A 24,052-nucleotide genomic window follows, 5' to 3' on the forward strand; every position below is an offset into this window, starting at 1 on the left:
GTTGCTTTTGTCTGTTAGTATTTTTAATTTGTTCTATGTTTGCGCGCTGTTGGGAATGGTTGCAGGTAACCTTCGGATTGGCGAAAGTTATCCGTTTTAATTGTTTGTAAATATTTATTAATTTGTTTTCTCAACAGCTAAAATACAAAAAAAAGCCAATGCTTATAACATTGACTTTCTTAGTCGCTTTATGGGTTTCAAAGTTGGGAAGCAAAAGACCTTTCTAATCCCTTAAATTTATGTGATACCTTTTGCATATCCTTTCCAACTTTCTCGTTGAGTATCTTGGCATAAATTTGTGTGGTAGCAATATTTTTATGCCCTAACATCTTGCTCAAACTTTCTAATGGAACACCCTCGCTTAAAAATAGCGTGGCAAAGGTATGACGTGCTAAATGAAAGGTTACTTTCTTTTCTACAAGGCAGTCAATCAGTTGAGATATTCTCTTTAAGCTGTCATTACAAATCGTATTTGATGGTACAGGAAATACCTTTCCGTCCTTTGACAATCCTGCATATTTTTCAATAATCATTTTCGGAATATCCAAGAGCATCACGTTTGATGATGTAGCGGTTTTCTTTCTTCGTACAATAATCCACCTGTTACCGTCAAAAAAATCTTGGATATTGCTGTTTTTAAGTCCTTTCATATCTGAATAGGAAAGACCTGTAAAGCAACTGAAAACAAACAGGTCTTTAACTAATTCGTCTTTCTTTTTCTCGCAGTTGAACGTTACGAGCTGTTCCAATTCATTACGCAACAGATAACCACGGTCTTTATCCTTTTTGGTATTCTTGTACTCGCTGAACGGATTAAAAGCAAGGTGCTTTCTGCTCATTGCCAATCGGCAAAGTGTAGTAAATCCAATCATATACAGCCAAATGGTGTTGTGTGTTAAACTTTGGTCGTCACGCAGGTAGTAATCAAAGTCCTGCACAAAATCAGGTGTAAGGTCGTTAAAGGGCACATCGGAATAGCCGTATTTTGTAAGTGCAAAATTTTGAAGATGTTTCAAAAGTATTTTGTATTTACTGCGTGTGCCATTCACTCGAAGTCCACTATTAACCTTTTTCTCATAGTCGGACAGGAACTGTTCATAGAATTTGAAAAAGGTCAATTCTCCGCTTTCCATTCCAAGAAGGGCATTTTTAAGTTTAGCACTGTTTACAGCTCCCTCGTTTTTCAGGATTTTGGAATAACATTCCTCGATACCCGAACGAATTTTGTCAAGTTTGCTGTTTGTGTCCTGGGCTTCTCGGCTTTTACCTAAAACCCTGCCGTACTTCAAATCCCAATTTGTTGCGGAAATATCCAGTTTTGTACTGAATGCAGACTGGTTACCGTTTACGGTAACCCTGCACATAACCGTAACTTTTCCGTTTTTCTTTGGGGCGTTCTTTTTAAGGTAGAACAGTACCTTAAATGTTGATTTTTTTGTCGTTTCCATACTCACAATTCTTAATGATAAAGTTAAACTTATGTGAGCTACGGAACAATATGAAAAACTATGCAGAAAGCTGAAATACAGTATTTTAATACTTTTGTTCCCAATGTTTAAAAGTAACGTTTTAGTAACCTTACTTTTGCCAAACCTCGCTTTTTTCTGCTTTTTTCCTCATTACCTAAAAATCATAAAACGGCTGTAAAGTCTTTATTTACAACCGTTTTGCCTGTTATTAATCTTTGATGTATTTTTACTGAAACTTTATTTTAAATGTATAAAATCTATAAGTATTTACTGCTCTGGATTTTCACAAAATTTATTATATGACAGTAATTTTATGTAATTTGGGAATAACCATGAGTGTAAATAAATCAATTTTAATTTTTTCCAGTATAATCTTTCTGCTCCAATATACTTACGCGCAGCAGACTATTCAACAAGTGAGAAAACTACAAAGTTCACCAGCCCTATACAATGCCCACAAAATCACTGAAAAGATTACTATAGATGGAAAGATGGAGGAAATATGGGCAAAAGCACCTTGGTCTTCCCTATTTGCGGATATAGAAGGCGATGGCCAACCTGTTCCACCCCTAAAGACCCAATTCAAAATGCTGTGGGATGACAACAACCTTTACATTTATGCCAAACTCGAGGAACCCCACATCTGGGCAAGCATACAGCAACGCGACGCAATTATATACCATGACAATGATTTTGAGGTCTTTCTGAAGCCCACCCCCTCCTCTCCGATTTATTATGAATTGGAAATAAACCCACACAATACGGTAATGGATCTTTTAATGCCCAAACCCTATCGTTTTGGTGGTCAAGCACTCATGCATTGGGATATTCAAAATTTACAAACAGTCGTACATGTAGAAGGCACCTTAAACAATCCGAATGACAAAGACAGCTACTGGTCTGTTGAGATTGCCATTCCTTTTCAGTCGCTCACGAAATTTGGAACCCGCAAGACACCTAGCCTGAATTCGCATTGGCGAATGAATTTTTCGCGCGTACAGTGGCAACATCAGCTCGAAAATGGCCAGTATTCTCGCAAGAAAGAAAACCAAAAACTCCTACCCGAGGATAATTGGGTGTGGTCGCCCATTGGGCTGATAAATATGCACTATCCGGAGCGCTGGGGATACATTTATTTCACTGCCGATTCTACAATTGATTCTTATCCGGCCTCCTATCGCGCCGAGAAAACGGCCTGGAACATCCATTATCTGCAGCAAATTCATAGAAATAAAGAGAAACAGTATGCTGCAGAATTGAGTAGCCTAGAGGGCTATGCTGAATTTCTAAAGGAAGACCTGAAAAATTTTGATGTGCAAATCACCGTAGCTGCAGACAAATCATTCTACCGCGTATCCCTGAAAGAGAAAAATTCAACCCATTTTTTCACCATTGACAACCACGGCAACTATACCACTAATTATGAACAATAGAAGATCTTTTTTAAAAGCAGCAGGCCTAGGCCTTGCAGCACTTCAACTTCATCCTACGCAGCTATTAGGGTCTACCAAATCCTCTTTTACCTTTGACTATTGGCTGTGGGTCAGACCCAATGACAAGGAGAGCGACACCGCCATAAAAAAGAAGCTCCAAAGTTATCGCGAAGCCGGAGTACGGGGTATCTTTTTTGAGAATTACAGTAAAAGACATTTCCAGCTTACGAAAGAATATGGTCTGGAGGCACACCGATGGATGTGGACAATGAATCGTGGTGAGAAAGAATTACTAGAACAGCATCCTGAATACTATGCGGTAAGTCGATCAGGAAAATCTTGCGCCACCAATCCTCCATATGTCGGATATTATCGATTTTTGTGTCCTTCGCATCCTGACGTGCCGAAATATCTAGAAGAAAAAGCGAGAGAACAATTAGCAATGGAAGATGTAGATGGGCTACATCTGGACTATATACGCTATCCTGATGTTATTTTGCCGGTAAACTTATGGGACAACTACAAATTAGACCAATCAACGGAATTGGCAGACTATGACTTCTGCTATAGCAAATACAGCAAGGATGCATTTCTCCGAGAGACAGGCATAGACATTGACAAGGTCGAACGTCCTGAACAAAGTCTTTCATGGCGCGCTTTTCGCTATGGACAAATTACCAAAGTGGTGAACCGCATTTGTGAAGCGGCCAAAGAATATCAAAAACCTGTCACCGCAGCGGTGTTTCCTACACCTGATTTGGCGCGTCGTATCGTACGCCAAGATTGGCCCAACTGGAACCTGTCCGCTGTATTTCCGATGATTTATCACGGCTTTTATAAAGAACCAATACATTGGATTGGTACTGCGGTAGAAGAAGGCGTAAATGCGCTAAAAGGAAAATACCCGCTCTATGCGGGCCTGTACTTGCCTGACTTCAAAAATTTGGATGAATTAGAACAAGCTATTCGACTATCTAAAACGAAGGGCGCAGCAGGAATATCCTTATTTGGCGAATCGGACTTTGATACACAGACGATAAAACTTTTACAAAAAATGCGCTAATATTTTTCTTGCTTGCTAGCAGACAATAGCAAGCAAGAATATTTTAACAATTGATTATATTTCCCTAATCCCAAAAAAAATATTACCTTTGTATCCCGTACATAAGGCTGATGTAAAGGAGTAAAATCCCACATCTAGAGTTGAAAATTCCATAATTGCTATGACTAAATATATCTTTGTTACGGGCGGCGTAACCTCGTCGTTAGGGAAAGGCATTATTGCAGCCTCTCTTGCCAAGCTTCTACAGGCACGTGGCTTTAAAGTTACCATTCAAAAATTTGATCCTTACATTAATATCGATCCAGGAACCCTGAATCCATATGAGCATGGGGAATGTTATGTGACGGAGGACGGTGCCGAGACCGATCTGGACTTAGGTCACTACGAGCGTTTTTTGAATGTGCCGACTTCACAGGCTAACAATGTAACAACGGGTCGTATCTATAAACACGTCATCGAACAAGAACGCGCAGGAGCTTACTTGGGTAAGACCGTACAGGTCGTACCGCATATCACCGACGAAATCAAACGTCGTATGCAACTTTTGGGGCAATCGGGTGAGTATGATATCGTAATTACTGAATTAGGTGGTACGGTAGGTGATATTGAATCGTTACCATTCGTCGAAGCTGTTCGTCAATTACGCTGGGAGTTGGGCAACAATGATTCTTTGGTGATCCATTTGACGTTGATTCCTTACCTTGCGGCAGCAGGCGAATTAAAAACCAAACCTACACAACACTCGGTGAAGACATTATTAGAATACGGCGTGCAGCCAGATATTTTAGTATGTCGTACAGAGCACAAATTGTCTCAAGAAATCCGTAAAAAATTAGCTTTATTCTGTAATGTAAATATCAATGCTGTAGTAGAATCTATTGATGCTTCTACCATCTATGATGTGCCATTGCTGATGTTGAAAGAGCAATTGGATAAGACGGTATTGACGAAATTAAAATTGTCGACCAAAAACGAACCTAATCTAGAAAACTGGAAAGCATTCTTGGGTCGCCTTAAAAACCCTACTAACGAAGTAAATATCGCACTAGTGGGTAAATATGTAGAACTACCGGATGCTTATAAATCTATTTCAGAAGGATTCATCCATGCCGGTGCTGCAAATGAAACTAAAGTAAAAGTGAAATACTTCGCTGCGGAAAGCATGAACGATGAAAACGTAGCGGAAAAACTTAAAAATATTGACGGTGTATTAGTCGCTCCGGGCTTCGGTGAACGTGGTTTGGACGGCAAGCTTTCGACAATCAAATATGTGCGTGAAAATAAGATTCCATTCTTCGGAATCTGTTTAGGTATGCAATGTTCGGTCATCGAATTTGGGCGTAATGTATTGGGATTAAAAGATGCCAACTCATTCGAAATGAATGAAAACACAGAACATCCTGTCATCAACTTGATGGAAGAACAAAAAAACATCAAGAATATGGGCGGTACGATGCGCCTAGGTGCTTACGATTGCGAAATCAAAAAAGGTACAAAAGCCTATGCAATCTACGGCAAAACAAAAATCACAGAGCGTCACCGCCACCGTTACGAATTCAACAACGATTACTTAGAACAATTCGAAAAAGCGGGCATGATCGCTTCAGGAGTAAATCCTGACACGGGATTAGTTGAAATCGTGGAATTGAAAGACCACCCTTTCTTTGTGGCTGGTCAATTTCATCCAGAATTAAAATCAACAGTTGCTAATCCTCACCCACTTTTTGTTAGTTTTGTAGCTGCTGCATTGGCAAATAAAATAGCTTTAAAAAAATAATTTTGAACAAAACAATTTAAATGGATAGAAATAACATTATTGGATTAATTCTAATCTTTATCATTTTCGGAGGTTCATTCTATTTGATGAAACCTAGCGAAGCTGAAATAAAACTAGAACAGGCTCGACAAGATTCTATTGCCATGGCTAAGAATGGCGTAATCGTAAATAAAGACACAAGTAGCCAAACTGTAGTATTGGATTCTGCTGCATTAGCACAACCATTTGGTGCTGCTAAAGTAGCGCAAGAAGAATTGATAACACTAGAAAATGACATTCTCAAAATCGACCTAACTTCCAAAGGTGGTAAAGTGAAGAATGTACTTTTGAAAGGTGAAACAAATTTTGATGGCTCGGCCCTAAATATTTTAGAAGGCGATAACAATAAGTTTGGATTTATATTCAAAGCAGCTGGTGAAAATATCAACACCAATGATTTGGTGTTTTCTGTGGTAAACAAAACGGCCAACACAGCTACTCTTCGTCTTAATTACAAAGACAATCAGTACATTGAGTACGTATATAATTTGACAAATGGCCATAATCTTGCCTTGAATGTCAATGCCGTAGGTATCCAAAATCTAGTGGATGTACAGCAAAAAACAATAGTAATTGATTGGGAAGCTACATTATTACAGAAGGAACAAAATATTAAGTCCGAGCGTGAGAAATCGAGCATCTTCTTTAAAGAATCCAATGGAGATATCGATTATTTGTCGGAATCAAGTGATGACGAAGAAAAAATCGACGAAAATAAAATAGATTGGATTGCCTTCAAACAGCACTTCTTCTCCTCTATTTTCTCGTCAAAACAACAATTTGAAAACACCAACCTTGTGACGCGCCTAGCAACACAAGATGGCGTAGTGAAAACTTATAAAGCTACTGCTGAATTAGCATTCAATGCACAAGCAAATAACCATTATGAGTTCAACTACTTCTTTGGTCCAAACAAATACAAAACATTAAAGGCGGAAAATCAGTCTTACGAAAAAATCATCAACATGGGCTGGGGTCCAATGGGCTGGATCAATAGATTCTTGACGGTTCCTTTGTTTGATTGGTTGGATGGATATGCATTGAGCTACGGTATCGTTATTTTGCTTTTAACTTTATTGTTGAAAGGTGCTATGTTCCCGTTGACGCGCAAATCTTACCTATCGATGGCTAAAATGCGTGTATTGAAACCACAATTAGATGCTATCAAAGAGAAAGTTGGCGATGACAACCCTATGTTGTTGCAACAAGAGCAAATGAAATTATACAAGCAAGCAGGTGTCAATCCGCTTGGTGGTTGTTTACCGATGTTGCTGCAAATGCCATTTACATTAGCTTTCTTCTTTTTCTTCCCTAATTTATATGAGTTGAGAGGTGAAAGTTTCTTATGGATGAAGGATTTGTCTACGTATGACTCTTTTATCACGTTCAGCCCGATTATGGGTATCGGACATATCTCATTGATGTGTGTGTTGATGACGTTAGTTACGCTATTGACAACTTGGTACAATAATGCGACTTCAGGTGCAACTTCAGGAATGGGCAACCAAATGAAATATATTGGTTACATCATGCCGTTGTTATTCTTCTTCATGTTGAATAGTTTTCCTGCCGGACTGAACTACTACTATTTCTTAGGAGCAGTGTTCACATTATTAACACAATTTATCATCCGTCAATCTATTAACGATGATAAGATCTTAGCGAAATTGGAAGAGAATAAAAAGAATCCGAAAGTAAAAAAGAAATCATCCTTCCAAGCACGTATGGAAGAAATGATGAGACAGCAACAAGCTGCACAACAAAATAAAAACAAATAATATCGACATAGATATTACGAAAATAAAATCCCGATTAGCAATTGCTAATCGGGATTTTTTTATGCTTTTGCATGATTTGTAATTGTTCTTTATAGCAGAGCAGACAAACAGATGGTCTATGCGTATTGCAACTCAAACTTATAACCTACACCTTTGACCGTGGACACGTAGTTGTCGCCAATCTTCTCCCTCAGCTTACGGATGTGCACATCGATCGTACGGTTCGTTACCACAACCGAATCTTCCCATATCGACTTCAGAATCTGTTCGCGTGTGTACACTTTATTTGGCTTGGAGGCTAATAAATAAAGCAACTCAAACTCTTTACGTGCTAACACGATTTTCTCTGAACCACGGTAAACGACAAATTCGTCACGATCTATGATAAGATCTGCAATAGCCACTTTGTCTGTTGCAGCATCGGCCACGTCGACTGTATTGCGTCTCAATATGGCATTGATGCGCGACATGAGCGCACGCGGCTTGATAGGTTTAGCGATATAATCGTCTGCTCCCACGTGAAACCCAGCTATTTCTGAATATTCCTCGCTGCGAGCCGTCAAGAATATCATAAAGGTATTTTTGAATTCAACCATATTGCGCATCAATCGACAGGCTTCTATCCCATCCATCACAGGCATCATGACATCCAAAATGATTAAATCTGGTTTTACTTCTTTGGCTTTTTCGATGGCAAGCCTCCCATTGGTAGCTGTGTAAACTTGATACCCTTCTCTCCTTAGATTGTAGGAAATGAGATCTAAAATATCGGACTCATCATCTACCACAAGTATTTTTTGCTTGGAACTCATAGTATCTTTTTTTGCTAAAATATGTACTTAATGGTAAGATAAAGTTAATCAAATATTATGAAATTGTTAAGCCTTAACACAGGACATAACAACTCATATACATTTTATTATTTCTTGAAAGTAGACTGTAGAAAATCCTCCAACTCTTTGCTTCGCAAGTTTTTGGCAATAATTTTTCCTTCAGGATCCAATACTACAGAGCTTGGAATCGCTTTAATACGGTAATCAATAATCACATCCGAAGACCATGCTTTCAGATCCGAAATATTTGTCCAGATGAGTTTATCCTCTTCGATAGCGCGCATCCAGGAGCCTGGATTATTATCTAGAGAGACACCTAAAATCTCAAATCCTTGATTTTTGTAGGTATTGTAAAGACGTACCAAATTCGGATTTTCTTTACGACATGGCATACACCAGGATGCCCAAAAGTCAACCAAAACATATTTACCACGGTATTCAGAAAGTTTTACCGCTTTATTATTTGTTGTATAAGCCTCGATCTCCGGAGCTACCTGTCCCACAGCCAAACGCTTTAGCTTCTCAATTTCCTCACGAAACTGATTGACCATCGCATTGTCTTTAAACTGCTCCTTGATCTTTTCTGAATAAGCAATAAGTTCGCTCTCCGCCAATTCCGGATCCAGTGTACTCACCGCATAAAATCCCGCTAAATTATTGTACTTCTCGGCAAATTTAACGGCTTCCTTTGTATAGAAATTCATCGAATTTCTATACGCACTCATATACTCCGAACGTAGCACTTCAATTTCATTTTCCGACTTATTCGCTATACGCTTCGTGAAATCGGACTGCAACGAATCTTCGACAAATTCTTTGCGCGTCTTGATAGGCGCAAACTCTTTTAATGCGGTAGACAGTTCCGAACCTTCTACTGCATAGGCGTCCGGATTCTGCAGATCAGCCGCAAATGTCAATTTCTCTCCCGGCGTAAGTATGATAGGATATTTATTTTTCCCAACTTGAACCGTCAGCAATCGAGATTGCGTAGCTGCTCGTTCGAATTTGAACCTATTTTGATCAGAAAGAAAAACAGAATCTAACTTACGATCTCCTTCATAAAAAGCTACCACTTTTACATTTCCTGGATTTTGAATCTCTCCAGAGATAGATATCGTGTCTTTGTTCGAACATCCTATCACACTCAACAGCATCATACTTGCAAAAAATGACTGTAGCTTCTTCATATTATTTTGTTGTTTTTATTTTGTTAAAAAATCTTTCGCACGTGCAATTGCTTTGTCCAATCCGCTCGCATCCTTACCTCCTGCTGTAGCGAAGAATGGTTGACCACCGCCACCACCTTGGATGTCTTTTGCTAGATCACGGATCACAGCGCCTGCATTCAATCCTTTTTCTTTCACCAAATCTTCTGATACCACCACCGTCAAACTTGGTTTCCCGTCGAATTCAGCACCCAATACCAAGAACAAATTATTCAATGCACCTTTCAAGGCATAGGCCAAAGTCTTTACCGCATCTGCATTTGGTAAATCCACACGTGCAGCCAAGAAATTCACGCCATCGATATTTTCAAACTTCGCTTCTAAATCCTTCTTCATGGCCAACGATTTTTCGCGGATAGCATTTTCGATTCCTTTCTTCAAGGCGCTGTTCTCGTCGACAAGTTTAGAAATCGCAGAAACAAAATCTTTGGGATTATTCAAGATTTCTCTCATATTCTGAGCCAATTCAAAATGCTCACGGATTACCGCAGCAGCTTTGGTACCTGTGATCGCTTCAATACGACGCACACCGGCTGCAACAGCGGACTCAGATACGATTTTGAAGAAACCAATCTGTCCAGTAGCTTTCACGTGCGTACCACCACAAAGCTCTTTCGAGAAAGCATCATCAAATGTAATCACACGTACATAGTCACCATATTTCTCACCGAATAATGCAGTCACTCCTGATTCGATCGCTTTTTGATATGGCACTTGACGTTCCTCTTTCAAGGCAATATTTTCACGAATCTTCGCATTCACAATATCTTCTACTGCTTTGATTTCGTCATAAGTCATTTTTGAGAAATGCGAAATATCAAAACGCAATACATCCGGATTCACCAATGAACCTTTTTGATTCACGTGATCACCCAACACTTGTTTCAAGGCAGCATGCAATAAGTGTGTACCTGAGTGATTAGCTTCTGTGTCCAAACGCTTTGCAACATCTACTTTCGCCTCGAAATAACCTTCCAAAGAAGACGGCAATTGATTCACAAAGTGAACAAACAATCCATTTTCCTTTTTCGTATCCGTAACGAATACTTTTTCACCGGATTCAGAAATTAACACACCTGTATCCCCTACTTGTCCGCCACCTTCCGCATAAAAAGGTGTTACAGACAATACCAATTGGTATTGATCCTTGCCTTTTGCCGAAACTTTACGGTATTTTATGATTTCAGTATTTGCAGTTAAGGAGTCATAACCAACAAATTCTGATTCATCAATATCACTTACGGTAACCCAATCTCCTGTATCAATAGTAGTAGCCGCTCTTGAACGATCTTTTTGTGCTTGCAAAGCTTTATCAAAAGCTTCCATATCCACATAAAGTCCTTTTTCACGAGCTAATAAGTCCGTCAAGTCAATCGGGAATCCATATGTATCAAATAATTCAAACGCAAAATCCCCATCAATTACTTGATTGCCTTCGGCGTAATTTTCGAAACGTTGGATACCTGTTGTCAAAGTACGTAAGAAAGAAACTTCTTCTTCCAGAATGACTTTCTCCACGAAATCTTGTTGTGCATACAACTCATCAAAAACACCTTTGAACTGCGCTGCTAATACAGGAACCAATTCATGGAAGAACGGATTTTTGAAATTCAAAAATGTATAAGCATAACGTACTGCACGACGCAAAATACGACGGATTACATAGCCCGCTTTATTATTGGATGGCAACTGACCATCTGCTATTGCAAAACTCACCGCACGGATGTGATCAGACAATACACGCATAGCGATATCTGTCTTTTCATCTTGTCCGTATGGAATACCTGATTTCTCAGAAATATATTGAATCAATGGTTGGAATACATCGGTGTCGTAATTTGAGGTTTTCCCTTGTATACAACGTACCAAACGCTCGAAGCCCATACCTGTGTCCACATGTTTGTTTGGAAGATGCTCAAGACTTCCGTTTTTCAAACGGTTGAATTGCATAAATACCAAGTTCCAAATCTCTATTACTTGTGGGTGGTCAGCATTTACTAAATCTTGACCTTTCACCGCAGCACGCTCTTCATTCGAGCGCATATCAAAATGGATTTCCGAACAAGGGCCACACGGTCCTTGGTCGCCCATTTCCCAGAAATTATCCTTTTTATTTCCTAATAAGATTCTATCTTCTGCAATATGTGCTTTCCAAAAATTGAAAGCTTCACTATCACGCTCCAAATTCTCCGAAGCATCGCCTTCAAAAATTGTTACATACAAACGGTCCTTGTCCAATTTCAACACTTCTGTCAACAATTCCCAAGCCCATTCTATTGCTTCTTTTTTGAAATAATCTCCAAAAGACCAATTACCCAACATTTCGAACAAAGTGTGGTGATAGGTATCAATCCCCACCTCTTCCAAATCATTGTGCTTACCAGAGACGCGCAAACAACGTTGTGTATCGGCTACTCGTGGATATTTGACCGCTGCTTCACCCAGAAACAATTCTTTGAATTGATTCATCCCGGCGTTTGTAAACATTAAAGTAGGGTCATTTTTGACTACCACAGGAGCTGATGGTACGATATGATGTGATTTGCTTTGAAAATATTCCAAAAACGCTGCGCGTATTTCTCTACTGGTCATGAAATTATACTTTTTTAAAGTCGCAAATTTACTCAAAATAGCTGGCTAAAACAATCATATTGATTATTTGTTTGCCCTTTTCATTTCGAGCAAAAATCACCACAAACATATCTAAAACCTGCATTAATCATATTTTTATTGAAGAATGTTTAGTAAATTTATACTGTTACTTTACAGCGATAACTATACTTCATGACAAAAACAATATTAGTTCCGACAGATTTTTCGACAAACGCTTTATATGCAGCACGCTATGCTTGCCAAATAGCTACCACGAACAATTACAACATTCATCTATTTCATTGTTATACCAGCAGTACGGCCGTAGAAGCAGACAACTCTACCGAATTAAAAGCAGACGTACTCATTCAGGAATTAAAAGAGCAATTATTAAAAAATTACCCTTTATTAACTATCGAGACTGAATGTGTGTCCAGGTTATTGACAGATGTATTGCCGGATTATGCGGTGGCACCAAAATTTGCTTTAGTTGTAATGGGCACAACGGGAGCTGGTGAGGGTAAGCCTATTTTATGGGGAAGTAACACTTCATTTATAACCAGTAAAGTAAAAATCCCCGTTATTGCTATCCCATCAGGTGCGGAAACATTCGCTGCTGACAATATAGCTATACTTACTAATTTTAAAGCCGAAGAGGTAGAGACGCTGAACAATTTTATAACATACGTATCACCTATCAAAAATCTGGATATCATCCATATCTACAAGGACAATAAGAAAGCAAAAGATGTGGAGCAACAGCTTCAGGACTGGAGTTTCAATATTAAAGAGCTAAGTGCTATCGAAACGGTTAATACGATTGCGCAGCCTATTCAACATGACAATGAAGAATTAGATACTATTCCCGAAGTTATCAATCATATTGTGGGTAGCAACTCCTATGATATGATTCTTGTGACGAAGGTTCGTAAGTCGTTCTTTCAGCGTATCACTTCACCATCGGTGTCCCGTCAGATCACATTGAGTCTGCAAAAACCTACTTTTTTTGATAATATTTAATTTTAGAATATGAACAAGCTATTAATACCGGTTGATTTTTCGATCCACTCTGACAAAGCTATTGAATATGCCGTTCAATTAGCACAAAAAAGCAAACATACCATCGACTTGTTGCATGTATTTACCGATCACAGCAACATTTATCAAAATGCACTGACAAATCCAGAACTGATAGATCCGCGAGTACCCGAGACCAAGCAAAAGATGAAAGCATTAATTGATCGGATACAAGCTGAACTTCCCGAAATCCAATTGAATACGATTTATGCCGATGGCAATCTCTATGATGAAGTGAGCCGCTTGGCTGTCAAAGAAGAATATGACGCCATCCTCATGGGTACCAAAGGTGCGTTTGGATTGGATGCACTATTGGTAGGTTCCAATATGTTTGATGTTTTCTTGAATACGAAAGTACCCGTGCTTGCAGTTCCGTACAGCGAAAAAACCTTTAAAGTAGATAAGGTTGGTTTGCTATGTAATTTCAAATACGGAGAAATCGATGTGCTGAAACAGGCCATCAAAGTATATGGCAATGATTTCGAACTGGTGCTCATTCACGTGAATACATCCAACGAATCCATTCATAATATTGACAAAAGCTTTGATGTCTTTATTGAAAAGATCATTGAAGAAACTGGCATAGAGGATATATCCTATGTGATCAAATCTCAAACTTTCTTCGTACAATACAAAGAGGATATCTCGTCGGCTATAAATTCTGTAATTTCAGATGAAATGCTAGACGCTTTACTTGTAACAAAGAGTAAAAAAGGATTTTTGAGAAAGATCGTCGAAGAGAATATCGTTCGTCGGATGGCTTATCAAATTCAGATTCCCAAATTCTTTGCGCGCCGTCTAGAAGAATAGAAATGAAGACGTTGTAGCGATACATCGACAATAATCACCATACTTGAGTGTTTTCAATCCGAAAGTATGGTGATTATTTTTTTTTGGCAATAAAATTGAGATAGGAGTTAAAAAATTATATTTATGATACGCAATAAATACAAAAAGGTTTCTTTGATGATTGCAGCAGGATTAGTGTCCTCAGCTTCATTTGCACAAGTTGCACACTCCACAATTGAAGGTACTACTCCTTTTGCACCTAGTACAGATTACAAAACATGGTCAATTGGATTAAATGCTGGTGTGTTAAACCAATCCAACATCTTTGGATTCAACCGTGCTGGATTTGATAAATTAGACCATAATGTGGGTTATAGTGCTTATATCAAAAAATATATCTCTCCATCATTTGGTTTAAAAGCACAATATTTGGGCGGTAAAGTGGGTGGTAAAAACGAAACTACCAACGCTGAATTTGAAGCTAAGATGCCATGGTCGGCAGCATTATCTGCTGAATGGACTCTAGCAAATACCAATTGGAGATTCGTAAACAGTATCATTAAGCCTTACTTCTCAGTAGGTGTAGGAGCTATGAATTTTGAAACGACTAGCACTATCGGCGGAACTTCCAATACCGCTGAAGAACAAACAAAATTATATGTTCCTGTGGATGCAGGTTTAAAATTCGCTATTGCCAAAGGTGTGAACCTGGATTTAGGTTACCAAATAAACTGGGCTAACCAAGATTTTGATGGCATAGCAGGTGGTCAATACAAAAACGATTTATTCTCATATGCACATGCAGGTCTTGAATTTGCATTGGGTGGATCTGGAAAACCTTTCTTAGGAAATAGCAATCCAGCTGCAACATTGGCTGCGGATGTGAATAAAAAATATGACGAAATCAAATCTGAACGTGATGCGTTAATCGCATCAAACAATGAGCTGAAAGGTCAAATCGCACAAATCAACAACGACCTGAAAGATGATGATGGCGATGGTGTGCCAAACAAATTCGATAAATGTCCTAACACACCTTCTGGTGTTCAGGTAGACGGAGCTGGTTGTCCTATTACAGTGAAAAACGAAACTAAAGTTATCGAGAAAATCGTCGTAACGGAAGAAGACAGAAAAGTAGTGGACGAAGCTATCAAAAACTTAGAGTTCGAAACTGGTAAATCTACTATCCGCTCGACATCGTATTCTTCATTGGATCGCGTAGCTGCAATTTTGATTGAGAAAAATTTTAGCTTAAAATTAGCAGGTCACACAGACAATACAGGTTCATTACAAACGAACTTACGTTTGTCAAAAGAACGCGCGGAAGCAGTGAAAGCTTATTTAGTATCTAAAGGTGCTAATCCTTCACGTATTGAAGCGACTGGGTACGGTCCAAACCAACCTATTGCTTCTAATAGTACGGCTGAAGGTCGTCAACAAAACCGTCGTGTAGAGTTTACATTATACTAGGATACGCAATAACTTACTTTCAATATAAAAAGTGCTTGGTCATGACCAAGCACTTTCTATTTTACTTCCGATTTCAAGAACAAATTAATGTTTGAAATTTATTTTTGCATTTCATTGAAATCTAAATAATTTATCTATATTTACAACATAAAATTGATTAAAAGCAATTTTATGTTGTAAATATGAGCTGCACTGATGACTATAATTAATTATAATTTATCAGTTCTCGTAAAGACAATATTCTGCTAAAATTAGGACAATCACTATTTTAACAAGATTATCTTACAAATTTGAACTGAGGATTTGAGGTTTTAACACTGTAGTCAAAAGTCCAAAAATCGCCGCGTAGAATTTTTCATAAAATTAATTTTCTCAGGATTGTTAAGGGTTAAAGGGGACATTCGCGTCCCCTTTATTTTATACAAAAGCACTAAAACCAGTTATACTGCGTCCCACGATTAGGGAGTTAATCTCTTTGGTTCCTTCATACGAATAAATAGCTTCGGCATCCGCCAAAAAGCGTGCTACATTATATTCTAAAAGGATACCGTTACCACCCATGACTTCACGAGCCCGCGAAACAATATCTCGGGTCCGTAGTGTACAAAAAACTTTAGCCAATGAAGCATGCTCGTCTTTCAGTTTTCCTTCATCCTGCAATTCAGAAAGCCTATACACCAACGTTTGCATGGCTGTCAGATTAGACAGCATTTCTACGAGATGATTCTGAATCAATTGGAACGAGGCAATGGGTTTACCGAACTGCTCCCGCTTCAATGTATATTCCAGGGCATTCTCATACGCACCGCGAGCACAACCTACAGCCATCCACGCTACACCTGCACGGGTCATTTGCAATACCTTTGCCGTGTCGCGGAATGTATTGGCATGTGGCAGTCTGTCCGCTTCCGGAACGACACAGTCCGTGAGCGTAATCAATCCATTCTGCACGATACGCAATGCCATCTTGCCTTTAATCTTTTCGACAGAAAAACCAGGATTTTCTTTACGAACGATAAATCCCTTCACCTGATTGTCGTCCACATCTCTCGCCCAAATGATTGTTATATCCGAAAAAGTGGAGTTGCCTATCCATTTTTTCTGACCGTTCAGCACCCATCCATCTGCCGTTTTCTTGCAGGTAGTGGTCAAACCGCCTGCTGTTGCCGAACCTACTTCGGGTTCCGTAAGACCGAAAGCTCCGATTTTTTTCAGTTGCTGCATCTGCGGCAACCATTCTTGCTTTTGCTCTTCCGAGCCACAAAAGTATATGGAGCCCATGGCCAATCCACTCTGCACACCCAGGAAAGTGGCAATAGAAGGATCGATACGACCAAATTCGGCAGCTATGATGCCATCCACTAATGAACTGCCTCCAGCGCATCCATATCCTTCGTACACGTAACCGCATACATTCAAATCGGCCAATTTTGGTATAATTTCAAATGGGAAATCATCATGCAACCAATATTTATTGACTAAAGGTTTGATTTCTGCTTCCAAAAATGCACGTACTTTCAGTTGCAGTGCGCGATCTTCGGGAGACAACTTCGCTGAAATATCATAAAAATCTGCATCAACGGGAGGCGGATCTTTCTTTTTCTTTGTGGAGGTCAACATTTTCATTGCCATATGCAATTGCGCTTCATCCATCTTCGAAACTGAATTAATTATCGCAGCCAAATCGACTTTCTGCGAAAGTTTTTCCAATTGGGCAAGATCCACCGTTTTGAACAATTTTATGAGTTTTTGAAACTTATCAAACATATTATCTGCTTTAGTTTAAAATGTTGTATTAAAATAACTTTTTATTCTTGCATTTTAAGAAAACTGTACTATATTTGCATCCGAAATAAAGTATTATTCAATTTTATCAACTGATTTTCAGCGGATTAAAAAGAAAATAAAAATATTTTTATTTTGTGGGTTACCTTTTAAAGGTACCCGTATTAATAGGTATAGTAAACAAATTTGTTTCAATTAAAATAGAAAATTAAAAGATGAAAAATTTATTCGCATTCGGATTTTTAGCATTAGCTTTAACTGTAGCTTCATGTAACAACACTACTCAAACTGAAGAAACTGCTGATTCTTTAACTAACGTTATCGATTCAACTGCTACAGCTTTAACTGATTCAATCAACGCTACAGCTGATTCAGCTACTGCAGTTGTTGATTCTATCGCTGACTCAGTTGCTAACGCTCAATAATTCGAAAAAGAGTTAAAATACTCCAAAAAGCTCGTGTTGTGATGACACGGGCTTTTTTGTTTTTAAACTACCCTGTACTACAATATTTTCGTATTTTTGTGGCTAGTTAATTAGTCCTTCTGACGCATATATAAAACTTATGACATTATCATCGCTTACAGCCGTAACTCCAATTGACGGAAGATATTACAATGCTACCAACGAATTATCTGAGTTTTTCTCTGAGTTTGCACTTATCAAGTACCGTGTATTGGTAGAAGTAGAGTATTTCATTGCTTTGACCGAATCCGGTATTCCTCAGTTAGCTCATTTTGATGGTTCACTCAATGATAAATTGAGAAATATTTATCAAAACTTCTCCATCGAAGATGCACAATGGATAAAAGACACGGAGAAAGTAACCAATCATGATGTCAAAGCTGTTGAATATTTTTTAAAGAACGAATTTGAAAAATTAGGTCTTCACGATTCGCTGGAATTCATTCACTTTGGATTGACTTCTCAAGACATTAACAATACGGCTATTCCTTATTCTTGGAAACAAGCCATTCAAAACGTATATCTACCTACTTTGACTGAACTGTTGAATGAGCTGAAAAGTTTAGCAGAGGAGTGGAAAGATATTTCGATGTTGGCACGTACGCACGGTCAGCCAGCCTCTCCTACTCGATTGGGTAAAGAGATTAAGGTTTTCATTGAGCGCATCGAAAAGCAGGTGAATGCAGTATCAGCTGTTCCGTATTCTGCCAAATTCGGTGGTGCTACAGGAAATTTCAATGCACATCATGTAGCTTATCCAGCAGTAGATTGGGTAGCTTTTGGAAATAAATTTGTAAACGAGCAATTGGGCTTAGATCGTTCGCAGACAACCACACAAATCGAGCATTACGATAATTTTGCGGCAAGCTGTGATGGCTTAAAGCGTATAAACAATATTTTGATCGACTTATGCCGTGATATCTGGACATATATTTCGATGGATTACTTCAAGCAAAAAATCACTGCCGGTCAGATTGGATCGTCAGCCATGCCACACAAAGTAAATCCTATTGATTTTGAAAATGCAGAAGGAAACTTGGGTATTGCGAATGCTATTTTCGAACATCTAGCGGCTAAATTGCCAATCTCAAGATTACAACGCGACTTAACAGATTCAACGGTACTGCGTAATATCGGTGTACCATTTGCACATACACTTATCGCATTTAAGTCCACATTACGTGGTCTTCGCAAGTTAATTTTGAATGCGGATGCATTCCAAAAAGATCTTGAAAACAACTGGGCTGTAGTAGCTGAAGCGATTCAAACAATTTTGCGCCGCGAAGGATATCCGAAGCCTTATGAAGCACTTAAAGACTTGACACGCACCAATTCACACGTGACACAAGAAACTATAGCTGCATTCGTCGAGGGATTAGATATCAGCGAAGAAGTGAAAGCAGAAATCAAAAATATCACGCCTTGGAACTATACAGGCGTGTCTTTATAAGCTTTTACGATTCAATGACTGTGAAATTTATACTATCTAGTATATTTGAATAATTAATAAAGGAATATGGCAACTATTAACGTATATACTGAATCTACACCAAACCCATCAACCATGAAGTTTTTGGTAAACAAACTTCTGATCAATGGTAGTGTAGATTATCCAGATAGAGAAAAAGCACAAGAATCTCCATTTGCACGTGAGCTTTACAAATTTAACTTCGTAAACGGTGTTTTCTTCGCTTCTAATTTTGTAACGATCACCAAAACGGACGATGCAGAATGGAGTGACATTGAAGCACTACTGAAAGAATTTGTAAAGGGTGCTGTAGAATCGGAATTAAAAATCCAAGAAGTCGCAAAAGATGAAGATGTTGCTTTTGAGGGCTCGGATGTAGAAGTAAAAATTCAGCAAGTACTGCATGATTATGTAAGACCCGCTGTAGAACAAGACGGTGGTGCTATTGCATTCAAATCTTTTGATAGTGGAACGGTGACTGTAGAATTGAGAGGTTCATGCAGTGGGTGCCCTTCATCGACTATTACGTTGAAGGCAGGGATAGAAGGTTTGTTAAAACGCATGGTTCCGGAAGTGGAAGAAGTGGTTGCAGAAGCCATGTAAATGCATAATATTGCCTCCATAAAAAGGCTTAGTATTTTTTTACTAAGCCTTTTTTGTGTAATTATTCAATCCTTTGACTAACTTTATGAAAATGCTAATGACCATGAAATACCTCTACTTACTTGCTTCTTTGCTATTATTCATTCGTTGTACCACGAATATAGAAGCGGACCTCATCGTCTACAATGCACGCGTATATACTGTTGACTCTGCTTTTAGTATTCAGGAAGCCTTTGCAGTCAAAAATGGGATTTTTATCGACATTGGGAGCAGTAAGCATATCCTAGAAAGATACAAAGCCAAACAGATTATAGATGCCGAGCAAAAGCCTGTGTATCCTGGATTCTATGACGCACATGCCCACTCCTTCATGTTGGCTGATTATTTCCAACAGGTTGATCTCGTAGGTTGCCAATCGGTGCAAGAATTAGTTAGTAGATTACAAGAATACCAAAAGAAGTACCCCGACAAGAAATGGATCGTAGGCGGTGGTTGGGATCAAAATCTTTGGCCCGAAAAGAAATACCCACATCGGGATACGTTGGATAAATATTTCCCTGATGTTCCTATTTTTATAAATCGCATAGACTATCACGCCGCTTTAGTCAATTCAGAGGCTTTACGCATCGCCCAAATTGATTCTGCCCAGATGGTAGAGGGTGGGCTGATAGCTACGGATAGCAGTCAACGCATTACCGGTATCCTTGTTGATAATGCGATGGCTCTAGTATCAAAATATATTCCAGCGGGGAGCGAAGACAATATTTTACACAAACTAAGACAAGCTCAAGACTCGCTGCTCTCCGTAGGGTTGACTTCGATTGTAGATGCGGGATTGGATACCGAGCAATTAGAGCTTCTACGCAAATTTTACGAAACGGATTCGCTACAGATTCGCAACTATGCGATGATGTTTGCGGAACCTCACAATATCAATAAATACATCAACGAAGGAATATACGAATCCGAAAAGCTCACCATAAAGGCTATTAAACTAATGGCAGATGGCGCTCTTGGCTCACGAGGTGCTTGCTTATTAGAAAATTATAGTGACGATAGCAGTAGGGGTTTCCTTTTACATTCACGCGAAGAATTTCAAAATGCTCTTGAACAACTGGCAAAATCGCCTTTTCAGGTAGCTATTCACGCTATTGGCGACTCTAGTAACCGGATGTTGTTGGATATCTATGGTAGCTTAGATGTCAGAAACAAAAGGTGGCGGATTGAACACGCACAAATTGTGAGTCCTGAAGATTTCATTAAATTCAAAACTTTTAGAGTTCTTCCTTCCATCCAACCGACTCATGCAACTTCCGATATGAATTGGCTTTACGACCGTATTGGTCCCGAGCGTGCTAAAGGTGCGTATGCTTACCGCAAACTGCTCGATGCCTATGGTAAAGTGATGATCGGCACAGATTTTCCGATCGAACATTTTAACCCACTATATAGTTTTCATGCAGCTGTAACGCGTCAAGATAGTAAAGGTCTACCTAAAGGTGGTTTTCAGATGGATAATGCGTTGTCGCGGGAAGAAGCCTTGCGTGGAATGACCATATGGTCTGCTTATGGTTGTTTCCAAGAGAAAAAAAGAGGTTCTATTGAGAAAGGCAAAGATGCGGATTTTGTGATCTTGGATGATGATATTATGTCTGCGCCAAATGATAAACTTCGAACGATAAAAACTTTGAAAACTATTATAGCAGGCAATATAGTTTACAGCAAAAATTAATTAAACAATAAAGGAGCTCATTTGGAGCTCCTTTATTGTTTAATTATACCTCGTAGGGCATAATTATATTTTACATATCAAATAGATGTTTCTCCGCATGATACGAAGATCTCACCAATGGACCAGACTCTACATATTTGAAGCCCATTTGTAGTCCTATTTGTTTATATTTTTCAAATTGTGCAGGCGTAATCCAGTCTATTACGGGATGATGTGCTTTTGTTGGTTGTAGATATTGACCTAATGTAAGGATGTGCACACCTACATTATACAGATCTTGCATCGCCTCTATTACATCCTCTTCAGTCTCTCCCAGCCCAAGCATAATTCCTGATTTGGTGCGTAATCCAGCCTCAGAAATACGTCTTAAACACTCCAAAGAGCGATCATACTTCGCTTGAATACGAACTTCTCTCGTCAGACGACGTACAGTTTCCAAATTGTGAGATACCACTTCTGGTCTTACTGCCAATACACGACCCAAGTTATCCCATTGCCCTTTAAAATCCGGAATTAAAGTTTCCAAAGTTGTTTCTGGACTTTCGCGACGAATAGCATTTATCGTCTCGGCCCAAATGATCGATCCACCGTCTTTCAAGTCATCGCGGTCGACAGAAGTGATTACACAATGCTTTACTTGCATCAACTTCACAGAGTTGGCTACACGATTTGGCTCATCCATATCCACTGCAAGTGGACGACCTGTCGCCACCGCACAAAATGAACATGAACGCGTACAGATATTTCCCAAAATCATAAATGTAGCAGTACCAGCCCCCCAACATTCTCCCATGTTAGGACAATTGCCGCTCTCACATATCGTATGCAATTTATGCTCGTCAACCAAATTACGAACATGACGATACTCTTTTCCTACAGGAAGTTTAACGCGCAACCAATCAGGCTTACGCTGTGTCTGATGGACAGGTATAACGGGTAGTTCAATCATAGGTACAAATGTAATGAAACTTTGTAAAATCTACATGCTATTATTACGTATGCAATTCATAGAAGTGTAATAATCGAAAATTATTAGACCGAACTAAATAAAACATTCATGATACATCGGGTATCACAAACAGCCATGAAAGTCACGGGCTCATAGTCCCAATAGCATTTAGCCAAAATGGTATCTTAGTACCAATAAATATAAGACATATGGCTGTCAGTGGATTACCCTTTATTCTTGATCGTGGTTGTGGACTGGATGTCCACAAAGACACAGTAGTTGCTACCATTAAAGGTAGTGATTTTGACACAGAGACAAAAACCTTTTTAACTTTTACGGATGACCTATACAGTTTAGTGGAATGGGTTCAATCTCATTCCATTAGACAGGTTGCCATGGAGAGCACTGGTGTTTACTGGCGACCGGTTTACGCGGTTCTTGAGGATTACTTTGATATCTTACTTGTTAATGCGCGTCATATCAAAAATGTTCCGGGACAGAAGACCGACAAGAAGGATAGCGAATGGATCACCAAATTGCTTCTTTCGGGTCTGCTGAAGGGGAGTTTCATCCCACCACAACACATCCGTGAGCTTAGGGAGCTGTATCGACATACACGCAAATTAATCGCTATGCGGACCGCAGAAAAGAACCGGTTACAGAATATCCTTGAATCGGCAAACATCAAACTTCGGAGTGTAGTCAGCGACGTATTTGGAGTAAGTGCCATGAAAATGGTGCGAGCCATGGCTGAAGGTCCGAGCGACCCTTTAATATTGGCAAACATGGCTAAAGGGTCGCTAGTCAAGAAACACGCAGAGTTACTCAAGGCACTTACCGGTAAGATTACAGACCATCACCGCTTCATGTTGAACCTTATACTGCAATCCATCGATCACATCAATCTACAAATAGCACAATTAGAGGCTCAGATGGAACAGTACACTCGCCTCATGAAACAGGAGCTGGAACTACTGAAATCGATCCCGGGAGTATCTTCCAGGGTAGCCTTGGGAATCGTTTCAGAAATCGGAACGGACATGACCCATTTTGCAACGCATCAGAACCTTGCTTCATCGGTTGGGGTTTGCCCGGGTAACAATGAGAGTGCAGGAAAGAAGTACTCCTCAAAAATAACACATGGAAACAAATACCTCAAGACAACACTCGTTGAGGCCGCATGGGTAGCCTCTAGATCTAAGGCCAATCCCTTACTTGCCGTAAAACATCATCAAATCGCTGCACGAAGAGGACAGAAAAAGGCAACAATAGCCATTGCACATAAGATCTTGATCGCCGCATATCATGTTCTCAGGGACAAGGAACCCTATCAGTTACATCCTCAGGATATAAAAATAGTGGAAAACAGAAGACTTAAGAAAATTAAAAGATTACAGAAGCAATTGAGTAACCTTAAAAATACGTCATACAAATAGAAGATCGACTTTTTTTGGTGGTTTGACACCCCGGAAATAAAACTGATATCAGACGTTAAGAACCAACAG

At 39.2% G+C, this 24,052-nt stretch carries 18 protein-coding genes; 12 read left to right on the plus strand and 6 right to left on the minus strand.

Annotated elements, in window-relative coordinates:
• Positions 1-197: 197 nt before the first annotated feature.
• Positions 198-1,448, minus strand: a complete 1,251-nt coding sequence (locus EDC17_RS01060) for a site-specific integrase (RefSeq protein WP_132776058.1) — start codon at positions 1,446-1,448, stop codon at positions 198-200.
• 353 nt (positions 1,449-1,801) lie between these two features.
• On the opposite strand from EDC17_RS01060, the gene EDC17_RS01065 reads away from it, so the two are divergent.
• The 4 genes from EDC17_RS01065 to yidC all read left to right on the plus strand — a co-directional run bounded on the left by EDC17_RS01065 (position 1,802) and on the right by yidC (position 7,559).
• Entirely contained in the window at positions 1,802-2,902 is a 1,101-nt protein-coding gene (locus EDC17_RS01065) for a carbohydrate-binding family 9-like protein (RefSeq protein ID WP_207895617.1), read from the plus strand.
• On the plus strand, positions 2,892-3,965 hold the full coding sequence (locus EDC17_RS01070; RefSeq protein ID WP_132776061.1) for a family 10 glycosylhydrolase: 1,074 nt from the start codon (positions 2,892-2,894) through the stop codon (positions 3,963-3,965). The genes EDC17_RS01065 and EDC17_RS01070 overlap by 11 nt, the downstream gene beginning before the upstream one ends.
• A 160-nt stretch (positions 3,966-4,125) precedes the next feature.
• A complete protein-coding gene (locus EDC17_RS01075) occupies positions 4,126-5,742 on the plus strand; it encodes a CTP synthase (RefSeq protein WP_132776063.1) in 1,617 nt (538 codons plus the stop codon).
• A gap of 20 nt (positions 5,743-5,762) precedes the next feature.
• Positions 5,763-7,559, plus strand: a complete 1,797-nt coding sequence (yidC, locus tag EDC17_RS01080) for a membrane protein insertase YidC (RefSeq protein ID WP_132776065.1) — start codon at positions 5,763-5,765, stop codon at positions 7,557-7,559.
• A 116-nt stretch (positions 7,560-7,675) separates the two neighbouring features.
• Here yidC and EDC17_RS01085 read toward each other — a convergent pair whose 3' ends face one another.
• The 3 genes from EDC17_RS01085 to alaS form a co-directional block, all read right to left on the minus strand.
• Positions 7,676-8,371 (minus strand): response regulator transcription factor, encoded by a 696-nt coding sequence (locus EDC17_RS01085; RefSeq protein WP_132776066.1) that lies wholly within the window; start codon positions 8,369-8,371, stop codon positions 7,676-7,678.
• Positions 8,372-8,478: 107 nt separating this feature from the next.
• Complete coding sequence (locus tag EDC17_RS01090) at positions 8,479-9,579, minus strand: TlpA family protein disulfide reductase (protein WP_132776068.1); 1,101 nt, start codon at positions 9,577-9,579, stop codon at positions 8,479-8,481.
• Positions 9,580-9,594: 15 nt separating this feature from the next.
• Positions 9,595-12,210, minus strand: coding sequence for an alanine--tRNA ligase (gene alaS / locus EDC17_RS01095; RefSeq protein WP_132776070.1), 2,616 nt, complete (start codon positions 12,208-12,210; stop codon positions 9,595-9,597).
• 192 nt (positions 12,211-12,402) lie between these two features.
• Here alaS and EDC17_RS01100 point away from each other — a divergent pair, with 192 nt between their 5' ends.
• The 3 genes from EDC17_RS01100 to EDC17_RS01110 all read left to right on the plus strand — a co-directional run bounded on the left by EDC17_RS01100 (position 12,403) and on the right by EDC17_RS01110 (position 15,546).
• The gene (locus tag EDC17_RS01100; protein ID WP_132776072.1) at positions 12,403-13,230 is read left to right on the plus strand and encodes a universal stress protein; all 828 of its coding nucleotides are present in this window, start codon (positions 12,403-12,405) and stop codon (positions 13,228-13,230) included.
• 9 nt (positions 13,231-13,239) lie between these two features.
• A complete protein-coding gene (locus EDC17_RS01105; RefSeq protein WP_132776074.1) occupies positions 13,240-14,097 on the plus strand; it encodes a universal stress protein in 858 nt (285 codons plus the stop codon).
• A gap of 123 nt (positions 14,098-14,220) precedes the next feature.
• Entirely contained in the window at positions 14,221-15,546 is a 1,326-nt protein-coding gene (locus EDC17_RS01110; protein ID WP_207895619.1) for an OmpA family protein, read from the plus strand.
• Positions 15,547-15,963: 417 nt separating this feature from the next.
• Here EDC17_RS01110 and EDC17_RS01115 read toward each other — a convergent pair whose 3' ends face one another.
• The gene (locus EDC17_RS01115) at positions 15,964-17,313 is read right to left on the minus strand and encodes an acyl-CoA dehydrogenase family protein (RefSeq protein ID WP_132776076.1); all 1,350 of its coding nucleotides are present in this window, start codon (positions 17,311-17,313) and stop codon (positions 15,964-15,966) included.
• 233 nt (positions 17,314-17,546) lie between these two features.
• On the opposite strand from EDC17_RS01115, the gene EDC17_RS01120 reads away from it, so the two are divergent.
• From EDC17_RS01120 to EDC17_RS01135, 4 genes are all read left to right on the plus strand, one after another.
• Complete coding sequence (locus EDC17_RS01120; RefSeq protein ID WP_132776078.1) at positions 17,547-17,756, plus strand: hypothetical protein; 210 nt, start codon at positions 17,547-17,549, stop codon at positions 17,754-17,756.
• Between the two features lie 139 nt (positions 17,757-17,895).
• Positions 17,896-19,245: an adenylosuccinate lyase gene (gene purB, locus EDC17_RS01125; RefSeq protein WP_132776080.1), complete on the plus strand. Its 1,350-nt coding sequence runs from the start codon at positions 17,896-17,898 to the stop codon at positions 19,243-19,245.
• 66 nt (positions 19,246-19,311) lie between these two features.
• Complete coding sequence (locus EDC17_RS01130) at positions 19,312-19,866, plus strand: NifU family protein (protein ID WP_132776082.1); 555 nt, start codon at positions 19,312-19,314, stop codon at positions 19,864-19,866.
• 103 nt (positions 19,867-19,969) lie between these two features.
• Positions 19,970-21,598 (plus strand): amidohydrolase, encoded by a 1,629-nt coding sequence (locus tag EDC17_RS01135; protein ID WP_132776084.1) that lies wholly within the window; start codon positions 19,970-19,972, stop codon positions 21,596-21,598.
• A gap of 70 nt (positions 21,599-21,668) precedes the next feature.
• Here the strand turns inward: EDC17_RS01135 and lipA are convergent, their stop codons facing one another.
• Entirely contained in the window at positions 21,669-22,547 is an 879-nt protein-coding gene (lipA, locus tag EDC17_RS01140) for a lipoyl synthase (RefSeq protein WP_132776085.1), read from the minus strand.
• Between the two features lie 209 nt (positions 22,548-22,756).
• Between lipA and EDC17_RS01145 the strand changes: the two genes are divergently transcribed.
• Complete coding sequence (locus EDC17_RS01145) at positions 22,757-23,983, plus strand: IS110 family RNA-guided transposase (protein WP_132776087.1); 1,227 nt, start codon at positions 22,757-22,759, stop codon at positions 23,981-23,983.
• The last annotated feature ends 69 nt before the right edge of the window (positions 23,984-24,052 follow it).

Source organism: Sphingobacterium alimentarium (genome assembly GCF_004342685.1).
Classification (GTDB): domain Bacteria; phylum Bacteroidota; class Bacteroidia; order Sphingobacteriales; family Sphingobacteriaceae; genus Sphingobacterium; species Sphingobacterium alimentarium.

Excerpts from the sequence above, each read along its gene's own strand:
- EDC17_RS01060 (WP_132776058.1), bottom strand. The coding sequence starts at position 1,448 with ATGGAAACGACAAAAAAATCAACATTTAAGGTACTGTTCTACCTTAAA.
- EDC17_RS01065 (WP_207895617.1), top strand. The coding sequence starts at position 1,802 with ATGAGTGTAAATAAATCAATTTTAATTTTTTCCAGTATAATCTTTCTG.
- EDC17_RS01070 (WP_132776061.1), top strand. The coding sequence starts at position 2,892 with ATGAACAATAGAAGATCTTTTTTAAAAGCAGCAGGCCTAGGCCTTGCA.
- EDC17_RS01075 (WP_132776063.1), top strand. The coding sequence starts at position 4,126 with ATGACTAAATATATCTTTGTTACGGGCGGCGTAACCTCGTCGTTAGGG.
- yidC (WP_132776065.1), top strand. The coding sequence starts at position 5,763 with ATGGATAGAAATAACATTATTGGATTAATTCTAATCTTTATCATTTTC.
- EDC17_RS01085 (WP_132776066.1), bottom strand. The coding sequence starts at position 8,371 with ATGAGTTCCAAGCAAAAAATACTTGTGGTAGATGATGAGTCCGATATT.
- EDC17_RS01090 (WP_132776068.1), bottom strand. The coding sequence starts at position 9,579 with ATGAAGAAGCTACAGTCATTTTTTGCAAGTATGATGCTGTTGAGTGTG.
- alaS (WP_132776070.1), bottom strand. The coding sequence starts at position 12,210 with ATGACCAGTAGAGAAATACGCGCAGCGTTTTTGGAATATTTTCAAAGC.
- EDC17_RS01100 (WP_132776072.1), top strand. The coding sequence starts at position 12,403 with ATGACAAAAACAATATTAGTTCCGACAGATTTTTCGACAAACGCTTTA.
- EDC17_RS01105 (WP_132776074.1), top strand. The coding sequence starts at position 13,240 with ATGAACAAGCTATTAATACCGGTTGATTTTTCGATCCACTCTGACAAA.
- EDC17_RS01110 (WP_207895619.1), top strand. The coding sequence starts at position 14,221 with ATGATACGCAATAAATACAAAAAGGTTTCTTTGATGATTGCAGCAGGA.
- EDC17_RS01115 (WP_132776076.1), bottom strand. The coding sequence starts at position 17,313 with ATGTTTGATAAGTTTCAAAAACTCATAAAATTGTTCAAAACGGTGGAT.
- EDC17_RS01120 (WP_132776078.1), top strand. The coding sequence starts at position 17,547 with ATGAAAAATTTATTCGCATTCGGATTTTTAGCATTAGCTTTAACTGTA.
- purB (WP_132776080.1), top strand. The coding sequence starts at position 17,896 with ATGACATTATCATCGCTTACAGCCGTAACTCCAATTGACGGAAGATAT.
- EDC17_RS01130 (WP_132776082.1), top strand. The coding sequence starts at position 19,312 with ATGGCAACTATTAACGTATATACTGAATCTACACCAAACCCATCAACC.
- EDC17_RS01135 (WP_132776084.1), top strand. The coding sequence starts at position 19,970 with ATGAAATACCTCTACTTACTTGCTTCTTTGCTATTATTCATTCGTTGT.
- lipA (WP_132776085.1), bottom strand. The coding sequence starts at position 22,547 with ATGATTGAACTACCCGTTATACCTGTCCATCAGACACAGCGTAAGCCT.
- EDC17_RS01145 (WP_132776087.1), top strand. The coding sequence starts at position 22,757 with ATGGCTGTCAGTGGATTACCCTTTATTCTTGATCGTGGTTGTGGACTG.